The organism is Actinokineospora iranica (assembly GCF_900101685.1).
Lineage (GTDB): Bacteria > Actinomycetota > Actinomycetes > Mycobacteriales > Pseudonocardiaceae > Actinokineospora > Actinokineospora iranica.
The window spans coordinates 57,195-77,269 of the sequence record NZ_FMZZ01000009.1 but is presented as its reverse complement, the minus strand read 5'-3'; the positions used below and the strand labels follow the sequence as shown (position 1 = coordinate 77,269).

General features: G+C 71.3%; 22 protein-coding genes and 1 riboswitch. Of the genes, 6 read left to right on the top strand and 16 right to left on the bottom strand.

The genetic code is table 11. The annotated features are described in order from the left end of the window. Positions 1-34: 34 nt before the first annotated feature. A complete protein-coding gene (locus tag BLS56_RS18930) occupies positions 35-727 on the bottom strand; it encodes a LytR C-terminal domain-containing protein (RefSeq protein ID WP_091452663.1) in 693 nt (230 codons plus the stop codon). Continuing rightward, on the bottom strand, positions 724-1,053 hold the full coding sequence (locus tag BLS56_RS18925) for a DUF3263 domain-containing protein (RefSeq protein WP_091452660.1): 330 nt from the start codon (positions 1,051-1,053) through the stop codon (positions 724-726). Before BLS56_RS18925 ends, BLS56_RS18930 begins: the two co-directional genes overlap by 4 nt. A 147-nt stretch (positions 1,054-1,200) precedes the next feature. Here BLS56_RS18925 and BLS56_RS18920 point away from each other — a divergent pair, with 147 nt between their 5' ends. Further along, positions 1,201-1,773, top strand: coding sequence for a peptide deformylase (locus BLS56_RS18920; RefSeq protein WP_091452658.1), 573 nt, complete (start codon positions 1,201-1,203; stop codon positions 1,771-1,773). A 187-nt stretch (positions 1,774-1,960) separates the two neighbouring features. Here the strand turns inward: BLS56_RS18920 and BLS56_RS18915 are convergent, their stop codons facing one another. Beyond that, positions 1,961-2,605, bottom strand: coding sequence for a hypothetical protein (locus BLS56_RS18915; protein ID WP_091453133.1), 645 nt, complete (start codon positions 2,603-2,605; stop codon positions 1,961-1,963). Positions 2,606-2,792: 187 nt separating this feature from the next. On the opposite strand from BLS56_RS18915, the gene thiC reads away from it, so the two are divergent. Further along, entirely contained in the window at positions 2,793-4,445 is a 1,653-nt protein-coding gene (gene thiC, locus BLS56_RS18910; protein WP_091453128.1) for a phosphomethylpyrimidine synthase ThiC, read from the top strand. Beyond that, a complete protein-coding gene (gene thiD / locus BLS56_RS18905) occupies positions 4,442-5,281 on the top strand; it encodes a bifunctional hydroxymethylpyrimidine kinase/phosphomethylpyrimidine kinase (protein WP_091452655.1) in 840 nt (279 codons plus the stop codon). The genes thiC and thiD overlap by 4 nt, the downstream gene beginning before the upstream one ends. Before the next feature lie 182 nt (positions 5,282-5,463). On the opposite strand, the gene BLS56_RS18900 is transcribed toward thiD, so the two are convergent. From BLS56_RS18900 to thiO, 4 genes are all read right to left on the bottom strand, one after another. Further along, the gene (locus tag BLS56_RS18900; RefSeq protein ID WP_091452652.1) at positions 5,464-5,934 is read right to left on the bottom strand and encodes a MarR family winged helix-turn-helix transcriptional regulator; all 471 of its coding nucleotides are present in this window, start codon (positions 5,932-5,934) and stop codon (positions 5,464-5,466) included. 314 nt (positions 5,935-6,248) lie between these two features. Beyond that, positions 6,249-7,004, bottom strand: coding sequence for a thiazole synthase (gene thiG, locus BLS56_RS18895; RefSeq protein WP_091452651.1), 756 nt, complete (start codon positions 7,002-7,004; stop codon positions 6,249-6,251). Between the two features lie 3 nt (positions 7,005-7,007). After that, on the bottom strand, positions 7,008-7,208 hold the full coding sequence (gene thiS / locus BLS56_RS18890; RefSeq protein ID WP_091452648.1) for a sulfur carrier protein ThiS: 201 nt from the start codon (positions 7,206-7,208) through the stop codon (positions 7,008-7,010). Continuing rightward, entirely contained in the window at positions 7,205-8,335 is a 1,131-nt protein-coding gene (gene thiO / locus BLS56_RS18885; protein WP_091452646.1) for a glycine oxidase ThiO, read from the bottom strand. The genes thiS and thiO overlap by 4 nt, the downstream gene beginning before the upstream one ends. Before the next feature lie 5 nt (positions 8,336-8,340). Beyond that, positions 8,341-8,449, bottom strand: a riboswitch (TPP riboswitch). 32 nt (positions 8,450-8,481) lie between these two features. Between thiO and thiE the strand changes: the two genes are divergently transcribed. Continuing rightward, positions 8,482-9,138 carry a thiamine phosphate synthase gene (gene thiE / locus BLS56_RS18880; protein ID WP_091452644.1) on the top strand — a complete coding sequence of 219 codons (657 nt, stop codon included), beginning with the start codon at positions 8,482-8,484 and terminating at the stop codon, positions 9,136-9,138. Positions 9,139-9,149: 11 nt separating this feature from the next. Here thiE and BLS56_RS18875 read toward each other — a convergent pair whose 3' ends face one another. Beyond that, positions 9,150-9,908 (bottom strand): hypothetical protein, encoded by a 759-nt coding sequence (locus tag BLS56_RS18875; RefSeq protein WP_091452642.1) that lies wholly within the window; start codon positions 9,906-9,908, stop codon positions 9,150-9,152. A gap of 128 nt (positions 9,909-10,036) precedes the next feature. Between BLS56_RS18875 and BLS56_RS18870 the strand changes: the two genes are divergently transcribed. Further along, positions 10,037-10,987, top strand: a complete 951-nt coding sequence (locus BLS56_RS18870) for a threonine ammonia-lyase (RefSeq protein ID WP_091452639.1) — start codon at positions 10,037-10,039, stop codon at positions 10,985-10,987. Between the two features lie 144 nt (positions 10,988-11,131). On the opposite strand, the gene BLS56_RS18865 is transcribed toward BLS56_RS18870, so the two are convergent. The 8 genes from BLS56_RS18865 to BLS56_RS18830 all read right to left on the bottom strand — a co-directional run bounded on the left by BLS56_RS18865 (position 11,132) and on the right by BLS56_RS18830 (position 18,758). After that, complete coding sequence (locus BLS56_RS18865; protein WP_091452636.1) at positions 11,132-12,337, bottom strand: ABC transporter permease; 1,206 nt, start codon at positions 12,335-12,337, stop codon at positions 11,132-11,134. Between the two features lie 3 nt (positions 12,338-12,340). Then, positions 12,341-13,045, bottom strand: a complete 705-nt coding sequence (locus BLS56_RS18860) for an ABC transporter ATP-binding protein (protein WP_228771752.1) — start codon at positions 13,043-13,045, stop codon at positions 12,341-12,343. After that, positions 13,042-14,238 (bottom strand): peptidoglycan-binding protein, encoded by a 1,197-nt coding sequence (locus BLS56_RS18855; RefSeq protein ID WP_091452633.1) that lies wholly within the window; start codon positions 14,236-14,238, stop codon positions 13,042-13,044. The genes BLS56_RS18860 and BLS56_RS18855 overlap by 4 nt, the downstream gene beginning before the upstream one ends. After that, positions 14,235-15,149, bottom strand: a complete 915-nt coding sequence (locus BLS56_RS18850) for a hypothetical protein (protein WP_091452631.1) — start codon at positions 15,147-15,149, stop codon at positions 14,235-14,237. The genes BLS56_RS18855 and BLS56_RS18850 overlap by 4 nt, the downstream gene beginning before the upstream one ends. Positions 15,150-15,207: 58 nt before the next feature. Beyond that, complete coding sequence (locus BLS56_RS18845; protein WP_091452629.1) at positions 15,208-15,633, bottom strand: hypothetical protein; 426 nt, start codon at positions 15,631-15,633, stop codon at positions 15,208-15,210. Continuing rightward, complete coding sequence (locus BLS56_RS18840) at positions 15,630-16,340, bottom strand: response regulator transcription factor (RefSeq protein WP_139190814.1); 711 nt, start codon at positions 16,338-16,340, stop codon at positions 15,630-15,632. The genes BLS56_RS18845 and BLS56_RS18840 overlap by 4 nt, the downstream gene beginning before the upstream one ends. Positions 16,341-16,512: 172 nt before the next feature. Continuing rightward, complete coding sequence (locus BLS56_RS18835) at positions 16,513-18,009, bottom strand: MFS transporter (protein ID WP_091452624.1); 1,497 nt, start codon at positions 18,007-18,009, stop codon at positions 16,513-16,515. After that, a complete protein-coding gene (locus tag BLS56_RS18830) occupies positions 18,006-18,758 on the bottom strand; it encodes a GntR family transcriptional regulator (protein ID WP_091452620.1) in 753 nt (250 codons plus the stop codon). Before BLS56_RS18830 ends, BLS56_RS18835 begins: the two co-directional genes overlap by 4 nt. 135 nt (positions 18,759-18,893) lie before the next feature. Here BLS56_RS18830 and BLS56_RS18825 point away from each other — a divergent pair, with 135 nt between their 5' ends. Then, a complete protein-coding gene (locus tag BLS56_RS18825; RefSeq protein ID WP_091452617.1) occupies positions 18,894-19,919 on the top strand; it encodes an SIS domain-containing protein in 1,026 nt (341 codons plus the stop codon). Positions 19,920-20,075: the final 156 nt, after the last annotated feature.

The window sequence follows — 20,075 nt, the reverse complement described above, 5'->3', positions numbered from 1 at the left end:
GACCGGTCGCCACTCAGCGCGGCCGGTGCTGCGGCTACTGCTTGCCCACGGGCCCCTTGTAGTCGTTGGTGACGATGACGATCAGGCCGGGGCTGGAGTGCTTGATGCCCTCGAAGCGCTCCTCGACCCGCATACCGAACTCGGTGGCCAACTGCCGCGCGGCGGCTTCCTGCCCGGGGGCGCCCGGCTCGTAGTAGACCGTCGTGGTGGGGATCTTGCCGCCCGCGTAGTTGCCGGTCTCGGCGATCTGCCAGCCCCGGGCGGCCATGTCCTGGCCCGCGGTGGCGGCGAGGCCTTTTATGGTGCTGTTGTTGTAGACGCGGACCGGCTGGTCCCTGGTGGTCGGTCCGCCGCCTGGGCCGGACTGACCCTGACCTGGTCCGCCCGCGCCCGGCTGGGCCGGGGCCGACGACTGGGCGGGCGCGGAACTCGCCGCCGGGGGCGCTGTCGTGGTGGGCTGCGACGGCGGCGGCGCCTGCGGCGGCTCGGCGCTCGCCTGCGGCGAACTGGTCTCCGGTGGCGGCGCGGGGATGCTCGTGAGGTCGCCGCTGGGCGGCGGCGCGGCGGTGGCGGTGACGGAGGGTGCGTCCGTGGGGAGTCCCACGACGTCGCCGTCATCGCTGATCAGGGTCACCACTCCGGCGACAGTCGCGGCCGCGGCCACGCCGAGCAGCGCCAAGCCGACAACCCGGCCGGGGCGGGCGGGTCCCGAGGGATCGGTGGTCATCGCGGGTCCATTCCCAGCCGCCGGGCCGAGCGGGCGCGCTGCCTGGTGGCACGCAACCGGCGCAGCCGTTTGACCAGCATCGGGTCGGCCTCCATGGCCTCGGTTTTCTCGATGAGTTCGTTGAGCACCTGGTAGTAGCGGGTGCTGGACATCTCGAACAGCTCGCGGATGGCCTGTTCCTTGGACCCCGCGTACTTCCACCACTGCCGCTCGAAAGCGAGCATCGCCCGCTCCCGCTCACTGAGCCCACTACCTGGCCGCGCGGCGTGCGCCGGGCCACGGGAGGTCGGCTTGTCAGGCCGAGAGGGCAACTCAGCGGCGTCCATCTGGCTCCTCGCCTCACGGGTTGGATCCGTGCTCCTACGACAGAATCACACAGGTGTGCTTCTCCCGCGCCATTACACCACGTCACCGCTTCTGGTGATCGTCATGGCCACGGCGCGTCCGGGGTACACAATCTCTACCCTGCCCCTATGACAGTTCACCCGATCCGCATCGTCGGCGACCCCGTCCTGCACCACCCGACGAAACCGATCGAGCGCTTCGACGACGAACTGCGCGCCCTGGTCACCGACATGTTCGAGACCATGGCCGCCGCGAACGGTGTCGGCCTCGCGGCCAACCAGATCGGTGTCGACCAGCGGGTCTTCGTCTACGACTGCCCGGATGACGAGGGCGTTCGGCACCGCGGGGTGGTGGTGAACCCGATCCTGACCACCTCGGAGATCCCCGAGGGGATGCCGGACCCGGATGACGACCACGAAGGCTGCTTGTCGGTCCCGGGTGAGAGCTTTCCGACGGGCCGCGCCAGCTGGGCGAAGGTCACCGGGCAGGACCTGGAAGGCGCGGCGATCGAGGTCGAGGGCACCGGCTTCTTCGCCCGCTGCCTCCAGCACGAGACGGACCACTTGGACGGCTTCCTTTACCTGAACCGCCTGGTGGGGCGGAACCAGCGGGACGCCAAGCGGATGCTCAAGGCCAACAAGTGGGGCGTCCCTGGGCTGTCCTGGAACCCCGCGGAGATCGGCGATCCGTTCGCGGAGTGAATCCGCTGTTTGGTGGGTGACACCGCAGGTCAGGGAGAGTGCCGCCACACCAGCGTGCGCGTGCGGTTGGAGCGGGTGTCCGGGGCCGTGTTGATCGGGTTGGGGATCAGGCGCGCAGTTGGAAAGTTAGGCAGTGGGAAAGTTAGGCAGTGGGAAGTTAGCCAGTGGAAAGTCAGGCGCTCGGGAGTCAGGGCGTGGGGGTGCGCCAGGGGAGGTCGGGGAGGATGGCCATGGCCGTGAGGCTGTCCGCCTCGGCCAGGTCTTCGTGGCGGTTGGCCAGTAGGTGGGTGCGGATGCGTCTGGCCTGGCGGGCGGTGGGGGTGGCTCCGGCCAGCACGAACGGTAACGACAAGTGCCAGAAAGCCACGACGCTTTTCCTCCGGTGGCGGGCCGCGCGCAGAGTGGCCACGGCCAGGCGGAGGGCGTGTTCGTTGCGGGTCATGGTCTTGGGGACGGCGGCGTGGTCCCAGGCCCAGCGGTTCTGGTCGGCGTTGGCGCAGCTCATGCAGCCGGGGTTGCCGGTGCCCAGTTCGGTGCGGCAGAGCGGGCAGGTCACCAGGCGCATCGCCCAGTCCAGGCAGGTCCACGGGTGGGCGCCGAGGTCATCGGCCAAGACCAGAGTCGCCAGTTCGCGTTCCTCTGGGGCGCCCTCGGTGACGCCCTCGCCCTCCAGCAGCGCCGCCCAGTCCGCCCGCCAGTAGGTGTCGACGCGATCGGCGCAGGTCACGCAGGTCGGATAGCCGCGGCCGACCAGGTCACCGCACGCCGGGCACGGTTTGGCCGCGTCGGGTCTGGCCGGGAGCCTGCCTCCTGGCGGATACGGCTGCGCCATGGTGGGAACCATAGTGCTCACTTGGCAGTCTCGCCGCCGCCGGCTATGGTCGGCTGGACAACTGAAAACCGATCGCGGGAGCTCGCGCCTTGGCGGGCTGAGAGGGCGGCTGGTGTCCATTTTCCGGACCCGGTGCCGCCGACCGGATGAACCTGACCGGGTAATGCCGGCGTAGGGAGGATATTTCGTGACCGCTCTTGACGACCGTTCCGTGCGGCCTACGGTGACCACGGGGCCGATTTCCGGTTCCCGCAAGGAATACCAGGATGTGGGGGACGGTCTGCGCATCCCCGTCCGACGGGTCGAGCTGACCAATGGGGAGCACCTGGACCTCTACGACACCTCGGGACCGTACACCGACGACAACGCGGTGATCGACGTCCATTCCGGACTTCCCCGGCTCCGCGAGAGCTGGATCACCGAACGTGAGCCCGTGAACGGCGCGGTGACCCAGTTGGCCTACGCCAAGGCCGGGATCATCACCAAGGAGATGCGGTTCTGCGCCGCGCGGGAGGGCGTGGACCCGGAGTTCGTGCGCTCGGAGGTCGCGATCGGGCGGGCGGTGATCCCGGTCAACCGGTGCCACCCCGAGGTCGAGCCAGCGATCATCGGCAAGAAGTTCCACGTCAAGATCAACGCGAACATCGGCAACTCGGCGGTGTCATCGTCCATTGAGGACGAGGTGGACAAGATGGTGTGGGCGACCCGGTGGGGCGCGGACACCATCATGGACCTCTCCACCGGCAAGCGCATCCACGAGACCCGTGAGTGGATCATGCGCAACTCGCCCGTCCCGGTCGGCACGGTGCCGATCTACCAGGCGCTGGAGAAGGTCGACGGGGACCCGGCCAAGCTGTCCTGGGAGGTCTACCGGGACACCGTGATCGAGCAGTGCGAGCAGGGCGTCGACTACATGACCGTGCACGCGGGCGTGCTGCTGCGCTACGTGCCGCTGACGGCGAAGCGGGTCACCGGCATCGTCTCGCGGGGTGGGTCGATCATGGCGGCGTGGTGTCTCGCGCACCACAAGGAAAGCTTCCTGTACACCAACTTCGCCGAGCTGTGCGAGATCCTGCGCGCCTACGACGTCACCTTCTCCCTCGGCGACGGCCTGCGCCCCGGCTCCATCGCCGACGCCAACGACGAGGCGCAGTTCGCCGAGCTTCGGACGCTGGGCGAGTTGACGCACATCGCCCGCGAGCACGACGTGCAGGTGATGATCGAGGGCCCCGGGCACGTGCCGATGCACAAGATCGCCGAGAACGTCCGGCTCGAAGAGGAACTCTGCGGCGAGGCCCCGTTCTACACCCTCGGTCCACTCGCGACGGACATCGCGCCCGGCTACGACCACATCACCTCGGCGATCGGGGCGGCGCAGATCGGCTGGCTGGGCACCGCGATGCTCTGCTACGTCACCCCCAAGGAGCACCTGGGGCTGCCCAACCGCGACGACGTCAAGGTGGGCGTGATCACCTACAAGATCGCCGCGCATTCCGCCGACCTCGCCAAGGGCCACCCGCGCGCCCAGGAGCGCGACGACGCGCTGTCCAAGGCGCGCTTCGAGTTCCGCTGGACCGACCAGTTCAACCTCGCCCTCGACCCGGACACCGCCCGCTCGTACCACGACGAGACACTGCCGGCGGAACCGGCGAAGACGGCGCACTTCTGCTCGATGTGCGGGCCGAAGTTCTGCTCGATGAAGATCACTCAGGACGTGCGCAAGTACGCCGAGGAACGCGGACTGTCCTCAGTGGAGGCCATCGAGGCTGGCATGGCCGAGATGTCGGAAGAGTTCGCGGGCAACGGGAACCAGGTCTACCTCCCGGTGGTCGAACGGTGAGCACGCCGCCTCGCACGCTGACCATCGCCGGGTCCGACTCCGGCGGCGGCGCGGGAATCCAGGCCGACCTGCGGGCGTTCTTCGCCTGCGGGGTGCACGGGATGACCGCGGTCACGGCGGTGACGGTGCAGAACTCGGTGGGCGTCACCGGGGTGCACACCATCCCGCCGGAGGTTGTGGCCGCCCAGATCGAGGCCGTGGCCACCGACATCGGCGTGCAGGCGGCGAAAACCGGGATGCTGGCGACCGCGGAGATCATCTCCGCGGTCGCCCGCGCCTGCGATCGAGTCCACATAGGACAGTCTGGGGTCCCGCTGGTGGTCGACCCCGTGTCCGCGTCGATGCACGGGGACCCGCTGCTGCGCGACGACGCCCTCGACGCCCTGCGCGGCGAACTGTTCCCCCGCGCGACCCTGATCACCCCGAACCTGGACGAAGTGCGCCTGCTGACCGGGATCGAGGTGCGCTCGCACGCCGACCAGCGCGACGCGGCGAAGGCCCTCGCCGAGTACGGGCCGCGGTGGGTGCTGGTGAAGGGCGGCCACCTGTGGGACGACCCGCAGTGCCTCGACCTCCTTTACGACGGACAGGAGTTCACCGAGTTCGTCGGCCCCCGGTTCGACGTGCGGCACACCCACGGCAGCGGGGACACCCTGGCGTCCTCGATCACCGCGGCACTGGCCAAAGGCAACGACATGGTGAGCGCCGTGCGCGCGGGCAAGGCGTTCATCATCGAGTCGGTGCGCGCCGCCTACCCGCTCGGCCAGGGCGTTGGCCCGGTGTCCCCGCTGTGGCGCCTGCCCGATGCCGCCACGTTCCTCACTCCCAAAACCTGACGCGACCTGCGGAAACACTCTCGCGCGCGCAGGCGACATGCCCCCACCCTTCCCGGGGGGCTGCCCCGCTCCAGTCTATCGGCGCTTGGGGGCGGGGGAAGGGGTGCGCGAAATCTGTGGACGACTTCGGGGTATGTGGATGATCCAGTGCGCGTGAGTGGCTTCGTCGGTATAAGCGGACGCTAGGAGCGGGTGGCTGGTTCCCTGGGCTTTGGCTCCTCGGCGAGGAGGGCTTCGAGGACCGGGATGGCCTCGACCAGGAGGGCGCGGTCGGCTGGGGAGAGGCTGTCGAGGCGGCGGCCGAGTTCCTGGACGCGGGTGGAGCGGACGCCGGAGACCATGCGGGTGCCGTCGTCGGTGGCCATGACCAGCCAGGCCCTGCGGTCCGCCGGGTCGGGTTCGCGGCGGACGTAGCCGGATTCGACGAGGCTGGCGACGATGCGGGACATGGTGGGGGCGGCCACGCCCTCCTTGGCGGCGAGGTCGCCCAGGCGCAGTTCGCCGCAGCCCACCAGGGTGGACAGGGCGGAGATGGAACCGTGGCCGAGGCCGGGACTCCCGGAGCGGCGCAGCGACCGGGACAGGCGCCCGATCGCGAGGTACAGGCGGGCGGGGACGTCGCCGACGGCGGGCTCGGTGGCCGAGGTCGTCATACCTCATTGTGCCGGGATGGCAGGGCAGTGCGACGGGGAGGGCTCCACGCTCAGCGGAATCCGGCCCGCGGAACGCGCGAGGCCGCAGGCAGCGGGCGTTCGTGGACGGCACCGTGACCGTCGCCGAGGACGAGATCCGGCCCGCCGTGGCCGTGCTCGGGCACCGGGCGAACCTGGTCGCCGAGCCCAGCGGGGCGGCGCGACCGCGCCGGAAGGCTCCGGGTCGGCGGAGCGGGCGAGGCACTCCCCACCACCGAGGCACGCGACGCCGCGCCGCGATTGGCGGGCGGGGAAAGCTCAGGGGGGCGGCGGAGTCAGCGGGGCGGGCTGGAGGCCTGCGCCCAGAAACGCTGCGGAATCCGGCCCGCGGAACGGGCGAGGCGGCCCGCGACCACCGCGGCGCGCATGGCGGTGGCCATTTTCTCCGGGTCGGTCGCGCGGGTGACGGCGGTGGCCAGCAGGACTGCGGCGCAGCCCAGTTCCATGGCCAGGGCGGCGTCCGACGCGGTGCCGATGCCCGCGTCGAGGATCACCGGGACGCCCGCGCGGGCGACGATCAGTTCGATGTTGTGCGGGTTGCGGATGCCCAGGCCGGTGCCGATCGGCGAGCCGAGCGGCATGACCGCGGCGCAGCCCGCTTCCTCCAGGCGCAGGGCCAGGACGGGGTCGTCGTTGGTGTAGGGCAGCACCACGAAACCGTCCGCGACGAGGGTGGTGGCGGCGTCGAGGAGTTCGACCGGGTCCGGGAGCAGGGTGCGGTCGTCGGCGATCACCTCCAGCTTGATCCAGTTGGTGCCCAGCGCCTCGCGGGCCAGCCGCGCCGTGAGGACGGCCTCCGCGGCGGTGCGGCAGCCCGCGGTGTTGGGCAGCGGGTCGATTCCCAGGCGCCGCAGGATGTCCAGGACGCCGGAGCCGCCCTGGGTGTCGACGCGGCGCAGGGACACGGTGGTCAACTCGGTGCCGGAGGCCACCAGCGCGCGTTCGAGGACGGCGAGGTTCGCCGCGCCGCCGGTGCCGGTGATGAGCCGGGAAGTGTACTCCCGGTCGGCGATGACCAGTGGGTCGTCCATGTGTCAGCCTCCCTGGACCGCGGTGAGCACTTCCAGCGCCGCCCCGGCTGGCACCGGCGTTTCGGCGTGTTCGGCGCGGGGCACGACTTCGCCGTCGAGGGCCACCGCGATCCCGGACGCGGGCAGGGTGAGCGCGGCGAGCACGTCGGCGACGGTGGCTCCCTCGGCGACCTCGTGCTGCTCGCCGTTGACCTCGATCATCATCGCGGCACCTCCTGGCTCGTCGGGGAATGGCGGTGGAAGCGGGCGGGGTCGGCGGCGCGGACGTGCGCGGGCAGGGGCTCGCCGCGCAGCAGGGACAGGACGGCGGCGGCGGTGACGGGGGCCAGCAGCAGGCCGTTGCGGTGGTGGGCGGTGGCCGCGACGACCCCGGGGGCGACGGGGCCGATCAGCGGCAGGTTGTCGAGGCTGCCCGCGCGCAGGCCCGCCGCGGTCTCGGTCAGGGCGTACTCGGCGATGCCGGGCAGGACGCGGGTGGCGTCGGCCAGCAGGTCGCGCACGCCGCCCGCGGTGACCTCGGTGTCGAAGCCGACATCGTGCTGGGTGGCGCCGAGGACCAGTTCGCCGCCTTCGCGGGGGACCAGGTAGACCGGGCGGGACTCGACCAGGGCGCGGATCGTCCTGGTGGGCGGCGCAAGCGCGGACGGGCGGGCGCGCAGGCGCAGGATCTCGCCCTTCACCGGGCGGACCAGCCGGGCCAGGGCGGGGTGCAGGGCGGCGCTCCACGCTCCCGCGGCGATGACCGCGACCGAGCAGTCCACAGTGGACCCTTCGAGTTCCACGGCTCCGGTCCGCACGGCAACGGCTTTGGCTGTGACGAACCGCACGCCTGCTTTCTCGGCGGCGGCGATCAGCGCGCGCAGCAGGTCTCGGGTGTCGACGGCCAGGTCGCCGGGCACCGACAGTCCACTTCGGACACCGGGGCCGAGGCCGGGTTCCAGCGCGCGCAGCTCACGGCCGGTGAGGCGGGCGGCATCTTGGCCGTGTTCGCGCAGGTAGGCGGCGAGGACGTCCAGCGCGCCCGCGTCCGCGGAGTCCACCGCCACGGCCAGGGTGCCGTCGTGGCGCAGCCGGGGATCGCCGCCGACCCCGGCCAGCCGGGCGGCGAACGCGGGCCACTGGGCCAGCGACGCCCGCCCCAGGGCCAGCACGTCGTCCTCCCCCGGCCAGGACTCGGTGACCGGGGCCAACATGCCGCCAGCAACCCAGGACGCGCCGCTCGCCGGGGCCGGGTCGACCAAGACCACCTCGTGGCCCGCCTCGGCGAGCCACCACGCCACGGACAGGCCGATGACGCCGCCGCCCACGACGGCGACGCGCCCGTCCGCCACTTCTGTCACCACATCATCACGCTCCCTGCGCCGGCATGACCCGGATCAGGTTCGACGGTCGGAGCGCTTCCAGCTCCCTCTCAGCCCGTGGCCCGGACTCCCGTGCGACCGGCTTCCACCGTAGCGCAGGCGCTAGCGTCACCTCCATGCCAGGACTCGACGGGGACCAGATCAGGCGCAGGCTCGCCGACGCGCGGCTCTACCTGTGCACCGACGCGCGCGCCGACCGGGGCGACTTGGCGGAGTTCGCCGACGCCGCGCTCGCGGGCGGGGTCGACATCGTGCAGCTTCGGGACAAGCGCCTGGAAGCCGGGCCGGAACTGCGGGCGCTGGCGGCGCTCGCCGAGGTCTGCGCGGCGCACGGCGCGCTGCTGTCGGTGAACGACCGCGCGGACGTGGCCTTGGCCGCTGGCGCGGACGTGCTGCACCTGGGCCAGGACGACCTGCCGGTGCCACTGGCCCGCCGCGTCCTGGGCGACGACGTGGTCATCGGCCGCTCGACCCACGACCGCGCCCAAGCCTCGGCGGCGGCGGGCGAGCCGGGCGTGGACTACTTCTGCACCGGCCCGTGCTGGCCGACGCCGACCAAGCCGGGCCGCGCCGCGCCGGGCCTGGACCTGGTGCGGGCGACCGCGGACAGCGCGCCGGGACGGCCGTGGTTCGCCATCGGCGGCATCGACGCCGAGCGGCTGCCGCGGGTGCTCGCGGCCGGGGCGAGCCGGGTGGTCGTCGTGCGGGCCATCACCGAGGCCGAGGACCCGAAGGCGGCGGCGGAGGCCCTGTCGGCCGCGCTGCGCGGCTGAGCCGGTCTCAGTCACCCCGTGGGCCGCGGCTCGGCGGGGGTCGGCGTGACCGAGAGTTGCGGCGTCGTGCTGACCGTGGCCGGGGGCGGGGCGCTGGTCGTGGTGGTTGTCGTCGTCGGGGACGCCGAGTCGGTGGTGGTCGGGGCTGGGGACTCAGGCGTGGTCGACGCGGGCGGGGTCGCGGGCTGAGTCGACGCAGTGGGCGGGGTGACCGTGACCGTGGTGGTCGGCGGGGCCGGGGAGGGCTGCTGCCGAGCGGGGCGGTTGACCAGGGCGCCGACGGTGGTGCCCTGGCCGTCGCCGGACAGCGGTTCGCCGCGGACCCATTCGAGGCCGGTGACGACCGCCATGCCCAGGACGAAGACGAGCACCCCGCCCGCGACCAGCGCGACGACCCGCCGGTGTTCGGCAGGTTCAGGGACGGCTTGGTCGGTGGTGGCCGGGTCGTCGGAGTCCCCTGGGGCGCCTGCGTGGTCAGCGGCCGGTTGGTCCGTGGCAGGCGCGGTTTCGGGGAGGTCGTCGGGTTGACGCACCGACACCACCGTGCCCTTGTGAGACACGACACGGGAAACCAGGGTTTCGCGGGTGCGGTCCAGCGACTTGAGGTACAGCGCGCCGCCGACGGTGCTGATGACGCTGGCGACGGCCGCGCCGATCACGGTGCCCGCGACTCCCAAGGTGGACCCGAGGACGGCGGCCGTGGCGGCCGCGAGCGCTCCCGCGACGACCTGGCTGAGCCGCAGGCCTTCGGTCTTCTTCTCCTCGCTCATGATTCCGTTCTGTTGTCACTGGTCTGGCATACCGGCTGACGCGTGGCACCCGCAGGGGTTGACCAGAAGTGCCTGCCGTTACACCTGCCGTCCACATTGGACTTCCATATCTGGTGCACACTGGGGTTGTGAACCTCGTTACCGTCGACGACATCGAAGCCGCCGCGGCGCGGATCCAGGGTGTGGCCGTGCGCACGCCGCTGGTGCCGTGCCTGTGGGGTGACCCAGACCGTCCACTGTGGCTCAAACCGGAGAACCTGCAACCGGTCGGGGCGTTCAAGATCCGGGGCGCGTACAACGCGGTGGCCCGGCTCACCGACGAGCAGCGCGCTCGCGGGGTGGTCGCCTACTCCAGCGGCAACCACGCCCAAGCGGTGGCCTACGCGGCGCGGGAGTTCGGGATTCGGGCGTGGATCGTGGTTCCGGAGGGCACACCGCAGGTCAAAGTCGATGCTACGCGCGCCTTGGGGGCCGAAGTCGTGCTGGTCGCGGCGGGACAGCGGGAAACGCGGGCGTACGAGATCGTGGCGGAGCGGGGGGCGGCGCTGATCCCGCCGTTCGACCACCCCGACGTGATCGCCGGGCAGGGGACCATCGGATTGGAGATCGTGGCCGACCTGGCCGAGGTGGACCTGGTTCTCGTGCCGGTCAGCGGCGGCGGGCTGATCTCGGGGGTCGCGGCGGCGATGAAGGGGCTGCGGCCGGGGGCCCAGGTGTGGGCGGTTGAGCCGGAGCTCGCGGCGGACACCGCGGCTAGCCTTCGAGCTGGTCACTTGGTGTCGTGGCCGGTCGAGGACCGCGACCGCACGATCGCCGACGGGCTGCGCAGCCAGCCATCGGAACTGACGTTCGCGCACCAGCGGGCGCTCGTGGACGGGATCGTGACTGTCGCCGAGGACGAGATCCGGGACGCCGTCGCCGTGCTCGCTCATCGCGCGAATCTGGTCGCTGAGCCCAGTGGGGCGGTCGCTACGGCCGGTTACCTGCACCATGCTGGCGAGTTGCCTCGGGGGCGGACCGTGGCGGTGGTCTCCGGCGGCAACGTCGACCCGGCGGCCCTCGCCGCGCTGCTGGCCTGACCCAGTGGGCCACGGCGAAGGCGCGGCCCAAGCACGGCGGCGTGCTGGGCGGCTGAGCCGGTCGGGCCGCCCGCCGCCACCCGGATCGCGGCGGCGGCCACGTGCTTCGGCCAGCGCTTCACCGGAACGGAAAGCAGGGTCCGCTCAACGCGCGATCGCCACCACGGGCTGGATTCGGGTGGCCCGCCAGGCGGGCAGCAGTCCGGCCAGCAGACCCGCGCCCGCGCCCGCGGCCGTGGCGGACAGCGCCGTGGTGACGTCCACCACCGGCTGCCAGCCGTTGGCCAGTGCCACCACCACGGTGATCACGATCCCGCCCACCGCGCCCAGGAAGCCGCCAAGCGTGCCCAGCAGCGTGGTCTCGGCGATGAGCTGGCTGAAAATGTGCCGGGGACGCGCTCCGACCGCCCGGCGCAGGCCGATTTCCGCGGTCCGGGCGACGATGCCCGCCGTGGCGGCGTTGCCGATGGACACGGTGCCGATGCCCAGCGCCACCAGGGACAGGACCAGCGCCAATCGGGCGACCGAGCCCTCGATTTCCTGGCGCAGCGTGCGGGGATCGGGCGGGACGACAACCTCGACCCTGGCGGGGTCCTCCGGCGCGAGCGCCAACGCGGCCTGCGCGCCGACCAACTGCGCCGCCCCCGGCTCGGTCTCGATGACCACGTCCCGCTTGACCTCGCCGCTGGACAGGGCTGCCATGGGCTGCGCGACGGCGTAGGGCACCAGGACCGACACCAGCGCTTCCGGCCTGCGCGCCACGTCGTCGAAGATGCCGATCACCGTGTACGGGCGGTCCTCGATGAACACGGCCACCCCGACCCGGTGCACGCCCAGGCCGCGGGCGACCGCGGCGGGCAGCATCACCACGGGCTGGGCGTCGGTGTCGTGGTAGCTGTCGAAGGCGCGGCCGAGCACCACCCGGGGAGAGATCACCGCCAGCGCCCCTGCGTCCACCCCGGAAACCTGGGTTTGAAGCGGGGTCGCCCCCTCGCCCAGGGACCGCGAAACCGGCCGCTCCGGCAGGATCACCCGGGCCCCGCAGACGCGCACCCCGTTGAGCCTGCCGAGCCTGGCCAGCGCGCTGGGCTCCTGCCAGGACGGGGCGTCGGCCCGCGCACCGCGCGCGGTGACCTCGGTCGCGCGCCGCACGTCGAAGGAGTCGGCGACCTGGTGGGCCAGGGTCGAGGAAAGCCCGAGCGTCGCAACGAACGCCGCCGCGCCGAGCACCGTCCCCAGAGCGGTGAGCAAGGACCGCGCCGGATGCCCGGCGAGCGAAAGCCACGCTTCCCGGAGCAGGTCGGCGACGGTGAGCCTGGGGCGGTCAAGCCCGAGTTCGGCGCGGCCCACGCCTCACCTCCCCCGCTGGTGACGCTGGGCGGCGGGCGCCTCGCGCACGATGCCGTCCGCGACGTGGACGTGCCGGACGCCGCGGCGGGCGACCTTGCTGTCGTGCGTCACGACCACGACCGTCTGGCCGTCGGCGTGCAGGTCGCCGATGAGGTCGAGGATGTTGTCGGTGTTGCCGCTGTCGAGGTTGCCGGTCGGCTCATCGCAGAACAGCACCCGCGGGCTGGCCGCGATCGCCCGCGCGATCGCGACCCGCTGGCGTTCGCCGCCGGACAGCGTCCGCGGGTCGGCGTGCGCCCGGTGCGCCAAGCGGACGCGGTCGAGCGCGGCCATGGCGAGCGCGCGCCTGCGCCTGGCGGGGATCGCCCGGTAGAGCATGCCCAGTTCCACGTTCTCCACCGCCGTGCGTCCCGCCAGCAGCGCGAACGACTGGAACACGAAGCCGAACCACTGGCCGCGGATCGCCACCCGCAGCGATTCCGCCGCGCGCACCGTCTCGACGCCCGCGACCTCGTAAGAGCCCTCGGTGGGGAGGTCGAGCAGCCCGAGCACGTTGAGCAGCGTCGACTTCCCCGCCCCGGACGGCCCGGTGACGCTCACGTAGTCGCCCTCGTCCACCCGCAGGTCGGTCGGCAGCAGGGCGTGCACCGGGGCGCCGTCGTGGTAGGACTTGGCGATTCCGGTCAAGGTCAGCAGCGCCGCGCTCACTTGGCCGGGCCAGAGGCGAGTTCGGACCCGACGACGACGTCGTCGCCCGGCTGTACCCCGCCCTGCTCAGCGATGATCTCCACCCAGCCTCCCGCGGCGCGGCCGGTGCGGACAGCCACATCGGCGACGTTGCCCGCGTCGGCGGCGACGGTGACGAAACGGCTCCCGTCCGGGCGGGAGTAGACCGCCGTCACCGGCACAGCCAGCACCGCCGTGGCGTCTTCGGACTCGCCGAGCGTGACGCGGACGGTGTGGTTGGCGGTGGGCGCCATGGGCGCCTCGGTGAACACCAGAAGCACCTCAAGTCCGGTTCCCGCCTCGGTTTGCTTCGGTTCGGTCCCGACCGATCGCACCGCCGCCTTGGCCTGAAGGCCCCGCACGTCGTCGGTGATCCTGGCCTGAGTGCCCGGGGTGGCCTGGGCCGCTTGGACGGCGGTGGCGAGCGCGGTGATGGTGGTGGTGCCCGCGTCGAGTTCCACGACCGGGGCGGCGGGATCGGCGAGCACGTCGCCCACCGCGACCGAGACCGCGGAGACGACGGGGTCCGGGCGGTCGAGCCGCACGATGTGGGCACGCCGCACGGTCGGTTTGTCGGCGGGCGGAGTGACCACGGGCGCGTCGGCGGCCGGTGGTTTGGCCGCGGCGGCCGACGTGGGCGACTCGTAACCGCGCGCCTGGTAGAAGCGAGCGAGGGCGCTCTGCGTGGCGACGCCGAAGACGCCGTCCTGGGCGGTCGCGAATCCCAGCCTGGCGAGGGACTTCTGCAGTTCGCGCACGTCCGGCCCGCTCATTCCGTCGGTGATGTCCCGGTACAGCGGAAACGGCAGGACCAGCCCGAACAACGGCGCGCCCGCCACCTCCAGGAACGCTTTGCCCTCCCGCAGCACGTCGCCCGGCCGGATGAAGACGTCGGTCACCACCGCGTCCGGGCCCGCTAGCCCGGTGGGAGGGGCGACCTTGGTCGACGGCGCCTCGACAACCGTTCCCCGCAGGACCACGGTCTCGGAAAGCACGCGGGACTCGGCTCGGGCGGTCACCAGGGAGGCCGGGGGCGGCGCGGCGTCGGCGGCGGCCTGCCGCGGCGACTTGACGAGCGGGCCGACGAACCCGGCCGCCGTGATCGCCAGGGCCGCCACACCGGTGATCACAACCGCGGCGACGACCCAGCGTCGGCGGGCGGGCTTTCCGGTCACCCGTTCACCAGCTTGGCGGCCTCGCCTGCGATGCCGTCGATTCTGGCCGTCAAATCCCGCAGCGCGGTCTCGTTCGCACCGATGAGCCGCCGCAGCTCACGCGACTGCACGCTCGCGACCTTCTCTCGGTAACCCAACTCGTTGGCGCAGTTGAGGGCCGCCACCGCGGTCTTCGACTCCTCCGGCGTCGGCACATATTTCCGCGCAGGCTGCGGCGGCAAGACCTCGACGGTGCCCGGGACGCGCTTGGGCTGGGCGGGCTCCGGCCCAGTCAGATGGCCCTGCGGAACGCCGACGCGGAAAGCGGCCAGAGTCCGCTCCCCCGGCTTCACCGGCCGCAAGCCGGACCGCTCAAGGCAGCTCACGAGGCTGTCGAGCACGGGAGCGAGTTCGTCGGCGCTGTCACCGGACGACATCCGGTTCTGGTGCTCGCCGGACATCTGATTGAACAGGTCGGTCATCTGTCCCAGGACGGTGAAGTACTCGCCGCCGACCTTGCCGTTGGCCTCGGCGCGGCACGCCTCGTTCGCCTTGTCGAATCCGGGATCGTTGCTGATCACCCGCTGGCCGGTCGGCTTCTGGTCGTGCCCGAACCCGGTGCGCTCGGCGTGGTCAAGGTCCACCCGGGCGAACTCGGGCCCATTCAGGTTGAGGCCGGAGAACGCGCCACTGCCCGGGGTGATCCCGGCATCCCGCAGTTGCGGGTAGCCCTGTCCGGCCATGCAGTCGCCGATCAGCTTGTTGGTCACGTAGTCGACAAGGTCGAACTTGTCGCCGTGGAACACGTCGACACCGACCTTCTCCCCGACGATCGGCACGTCACCCCCGACCGGGCGGGAATCCCCGGTCGAGCAGCCCACGCACGTGACGCTCGCGGTCACCACGAGCGCGGTCAGCAGCCTTGCCTTCATAGGAACCTCTACAGTGGTGGCGGAGGGGCCGATCGGTGATCGACCCCTCCGGGGTCTGCTACGAGCAGTTCGGGTTGTGGTCTCGAACGTGGGCGTCGTTCTTGTTGGCTAACGCCCCGAGGAAGCGTCTGCTCCAGTCGTTGGCGTAATGCTGCCACACCCAGTTGCCGTACTGGTCGATGTTGCCCACCGACACCCAGCACTGGGTGTCCTTGTTGGTGATGTCGTGCGCATTGTCGTGCAGGTTCTGATTCGAGACGACATAGCTCGATCCGTTGATCATGAACTTGTAATTGGAGTGCGACCAGTTGGTGTTCCAGAACTGCTTTTCGATAGTGCTGTAGGTGTCGTACCAGAAGCAGATTTCGGTGTTCTGACAGCCCGGCTGATTGTCACCGTTGTCCGCGCTGGCAGGCGCGCCGAGCAGAACCGTGGCCGCAGTGGCACCCGCAACCAGCACGACCGCCTTGGCGAAAATGTTCATGTTCCCTCCAGAATTACATCCGCACCACTCGATGCGGACGCCCTCGGAGACCGTACGGAACGAATAGGGGCAAGACACTGTCTCTCCGGACAGTTGACATGCAGCAACCCCGCCTGAAACGAGAGAGCAACAAGGTGAGCCCGGTCACGCGCGGACAACTTTCGTTTCAGACTGGCCACATGATATTTGACTGTACGTTCGGTGATCCATAACCGCTTGGCAATCTCGGTGAGTGAGTTTCCGTCGGCGATCAACACCAACACTTCAGACTCGCGACTGGAGACCCCGACCCGCTGCCGCTCAGACCTGGTTAGCACGTTCGGAGACACCCACTCGATGCCACTGCGCACGTGACGAATCGCTTCGGTCAACTCTGCGGGAGAATCCCAGATTGATGCCAATCCCGTCGTCTTCAACGTGAGTTGAGCAGGCGGCCAGTGACCTGCGGAGAGGATCATCAAAACCGCTCCCGCGTACTCACCCAGCCCAATCTCGGGATGCGCACAGGCAAGCCCGGAGTCGATGAGCACAACCTCCGGCAGGCAACTGGTCACGAGTGGATGCAATTCGCCGTACGTGCTGGCGTATCCCACTAATTCCACTGCTGAAGACCGCATGATGAGAGCGGCCAAGGCCGCTGCTGCCGTCTCACCATGAGCGGCAACCGCGACCCGCACAGGACGCGGCGAAAAAACCCCGTCGTTCACCGAAACCCCCCAGGCATCCGAGACGATTGACCTTAGCACCTTCAGCGCGATTGGTTCCGGCTCAAGCAGTCGTACGAATGGAATTAAGCCGACTGGCCGTTTACATCAACAGTCCGATGTGCGTGGGCGCTTGCCGTATCCGCCCGGGGGTCTGGTGGATGGGAGGCGCTGATCAGGTTCTCGCGGGCACGGCGTGGGTCGGCGGGCCCTCCACGCCGCAGTGCAGGCACTCGCCTGGGCGCGGTGACTCGGTGGTGGTCGCGGCGGTGTCGGCCAAGACGTTGTCTCGGATGCTGAGGGCTAGGAGGCCGCCTACCGCTGACAGGGCTGCGCAGATCCAGAGGGCTGTATGCCAGCTGGCGGTTAGGGCTACCGGGTCGGCGTAGGCGGCGCCGGTTAGGCCTGCCGCGGCCGGTAGGACGGCCACTGCCAGGAGGTTGCCGGTGCGGGCGATGGCGTTGTTGACGCCGGAGGCGACGCCCGCGTAGCGGTCGGGGGCGGCGGCCAGGACGGTGGCTGTGACGGGGGCCACGACTACCGCCAGGCCTAGGCCGAAGACGATGACCGCGGGGAGCACGGCGCCCAGGTAGGAGGCTCCTGGTTCGACGCGGAGGAGCAGAAGCATTCCGGCGGCCACGATCAGGGGGCCCGTCACCAGGAACCAGCGGGGGCCGTGGCGGACGGCCAGGCGGCCGGATCTCGCCGAGAGCAGCAGCATGATCAGGGTGATGGGCAGGCCCGCGACGCCCGCCGCGGTGGGTGAGTAGCCGAGGGAGGTCTGCAATTGGAGGACCATGAGCATCAGCACGCCGCCCAGGGCCGCGTAGACGACGAACGTGAGCGCGTTGGACACGACGAAGGTGTGGTTGGCGAACAGCGTGGGTGGCACCAGCGGCTCTGTCTGGCGGCGCTGGAGCATGACGAACGCGGTGAGGGCCGCCGCGCCCGCGATGCCCGCGCCGAGGACCAGCCAGTCGGCGCCGCGCACCGGGGCTTCGACCAGGGCCGCGGTGAGGCCCGCGAGACCGAGCGCGCCGAGCACCGAGCCCAGGACGTCCGGGTGGCCGGTGACCTGCTCGTCGCGGGTTTCCGGGACGAAGCGCAGGGCCAGCCACACGCAGACGACGGCTACCGGGATGTTGACCAGGAACGCCAGCCGCCACGACCACGCCTGCACCAGCAGGCCGCCGACCAGCGGGCCCGCCGCGGCGGCGAGGCCGCCGAGGCCGGACCAGGCGCCGATGGCGCGGGCGCGGTCCGCGCGGTGGAAGACCGCTTGGAGGATGGCCAGCGAGCCGGGGGTGAGCAGCGCGCCGCCGATGCCTTGCAGGACGCGGGCGGCGACGAGCATCTCCGTGGTCTGCGCCAGTCCGCACAGGACCGACGCCGCGCCGAACCAGACGACGCCGACGAGGAAGACGCGGCGGCGGCCGTAGCGGTCGCCGAGGGAGCCCGCGATGAGGATCAGCGAGGCCAGCGCCAGCAGGTAGCCGTCGAGTATCCATTGCAGACCGGAGACCGAGGCGTTCAGCTCCGCGCCGATGCGGGGCAGCGCCACGTTCACCACGCTGCCGTCGAGCATCGCCATGCCCGAGCCGAGGATCGTGGTGGCGAGGACACCCCTGGCGGGCGGACTGCCCCAGCGGATGTCGGCCGCCGCCGTGGTCACGGGCGGTTCAGCGTCGCGACGAACTTGTACCGGTCGCCCCGGTACACCGACCGCACCCACTCCACCGGGCGTTTCTCGGTGTCGAACGAGTGCCGGGAAAGCAGCAGCATCGGCATCCCCACGTCCGCGCCGAGCAGCTCCGCCTCATGTGGACCGGCGAGCGCGGTCTCGATGGTCTCCTCAGCGTGGCCCATGTCGACGTCGAACCGTTCGCGCAGGACCTGGTAGAGGGAGCCGCCGCCGGTGACGTAGCGGCGCAGGCCGCGGAAACGGCCCAGCGGCAAGTGGGTGGTCTCGATGGCCATCGGCTCCCCGTCGGCGAGGCGCAGGCGGTGCAGGCGCAGGATTTTCGCGCCAGCGCGGACGGCGAGCAGGCGGGCGAGGTCGGCCTCGGCGGGGATCTCGGAGACCTCCAGCAGCTTCGACGACGGCTCGCGGCCCTGGGCGCGCATGTCCTCGGTGTAGGAGGACAGTTGCAGCCGCTGGGCGACCTTGGGCTCGGCGGCGAAGGTGCCCTTGCCCTGGACGCGCAGCAGTCTGCCTTCGACGGTCAGCTCCGCGAGCGCTTGGCGCACCGTGGTCCTGGACACGTCGAACTCGGTGGCCAGCGAGCGCTCGGTGGGGATGGGCGAACCGGGCGGCAGCGACCCGAGCAGGTCGAGCAGGTGCCGCTTGAGTCCCCAGTACTTGGGCTCCCGCTGCGCGCGCGCCACCGTGTCCGGCCCGTCGGCCGTGGACATCTCCAGCATGGCGTCCTCCTGAAGTCTTGCCCGACAGCTACAGAATGCCTTGCCCCGGGTGGTTCTCGCGATCACACCCCGACTGGTTCACCCTCAGTGGAACGGCCGCGCTGGTAAGATTGGTCTAGACCTCAAGGAGTGGTGATGACCAAGGGTGAGCTGATGCGGGCCGAGATCGCGGAACAGCCCGGGGTTCTGGCCGGGATCGTCACCCGGCGTGCCGAGATCGCCGACGTGGCCGCGCGGGTCGTGCGGCGGCGGCCGCGGTTCGCGCTGTTCGCCGCGCGTGGGTCGAGCGATCACGCCGCGCTCTACGCGAAGTACCTCACCGAGGTGCTGTTGCACCTGCCCGCCGGATCGGCCTCGCCGTCGACCACGACGCTGTACGGGGCCACCCCGGATCTCACCGACGTTCTGTATGTGACGGTCAGCCAGAGCGGCGGGTCGCCCGATCTGGTCGAGGCGACCCGGGCCGCGCGGGCGCGCGGGGCGGTGACGGTGGCGGTGACCAACACCCCGGACTCGGCGCTGGCGACAGTCGCCGAGTTCGCGGTCGACATCGGCGCGGGCCAGGAGCGGGCGGTGGCCGCGACCAAGACCTACACCGCGAGCCTGCTGGCGCTGTACCTGCTGGTGGACGCGATCCGCGGCGGCACGGGCGCGTGCGTCGCGGGAATCGGGGACCTGGCCGCGCGGGCGCTGGCCGAACCGGTGGACGACGCGGTCGCCCGGCTGCGGTTCGTGCGGCGGATGGTCACCACGGGCCGGGGGTACTCGTCGGCGACGGCGGCGGAGGCGGCGTTGAAACTGGCCGAGACGAGTTACCTGTCGGCGCGCGCGTTCAGCGGGGCTGACCTGCTGCACGGGCCGGTGGCGGCGGTAGACCCCGACACGGCTGTCCTGGCGCTGGTAAGCGAGGGACGCGGCGGCGCGGCCATGGGCGAGGTGCTGGACGTGGTGTCCGGGCGCGGGGCGGACGTCGTAGCCGTGGGATCGGCAGCGGTGACGGCGCCCGCGCGGCTGCGGATCGATGTGCCGCGCACGGCCGAGGAGGTGGCGCCGATCCTGGAGGTGCTGCCGGTGCAGCGACTGGCGCTGGGGCTCGCGCTGGCCAGGGGCGCGGACCCGGACCAGCCCCGCGGACTGAGCAAGGTCACCAGGACACGATGACCGGCTGGGCCGCCTGTTCCGGCGTTACGCTGGGAATACGCGGCGCACCCGGGGTAGGGCGCGGTGGTTGGGGCGGAGCGGCGGGAGCGTGCGGCGATCATGAACCGGAATGAAGGTGCCCGCTCCGTCGAGGGGGTTGAACGGAGCGGGCAAGAC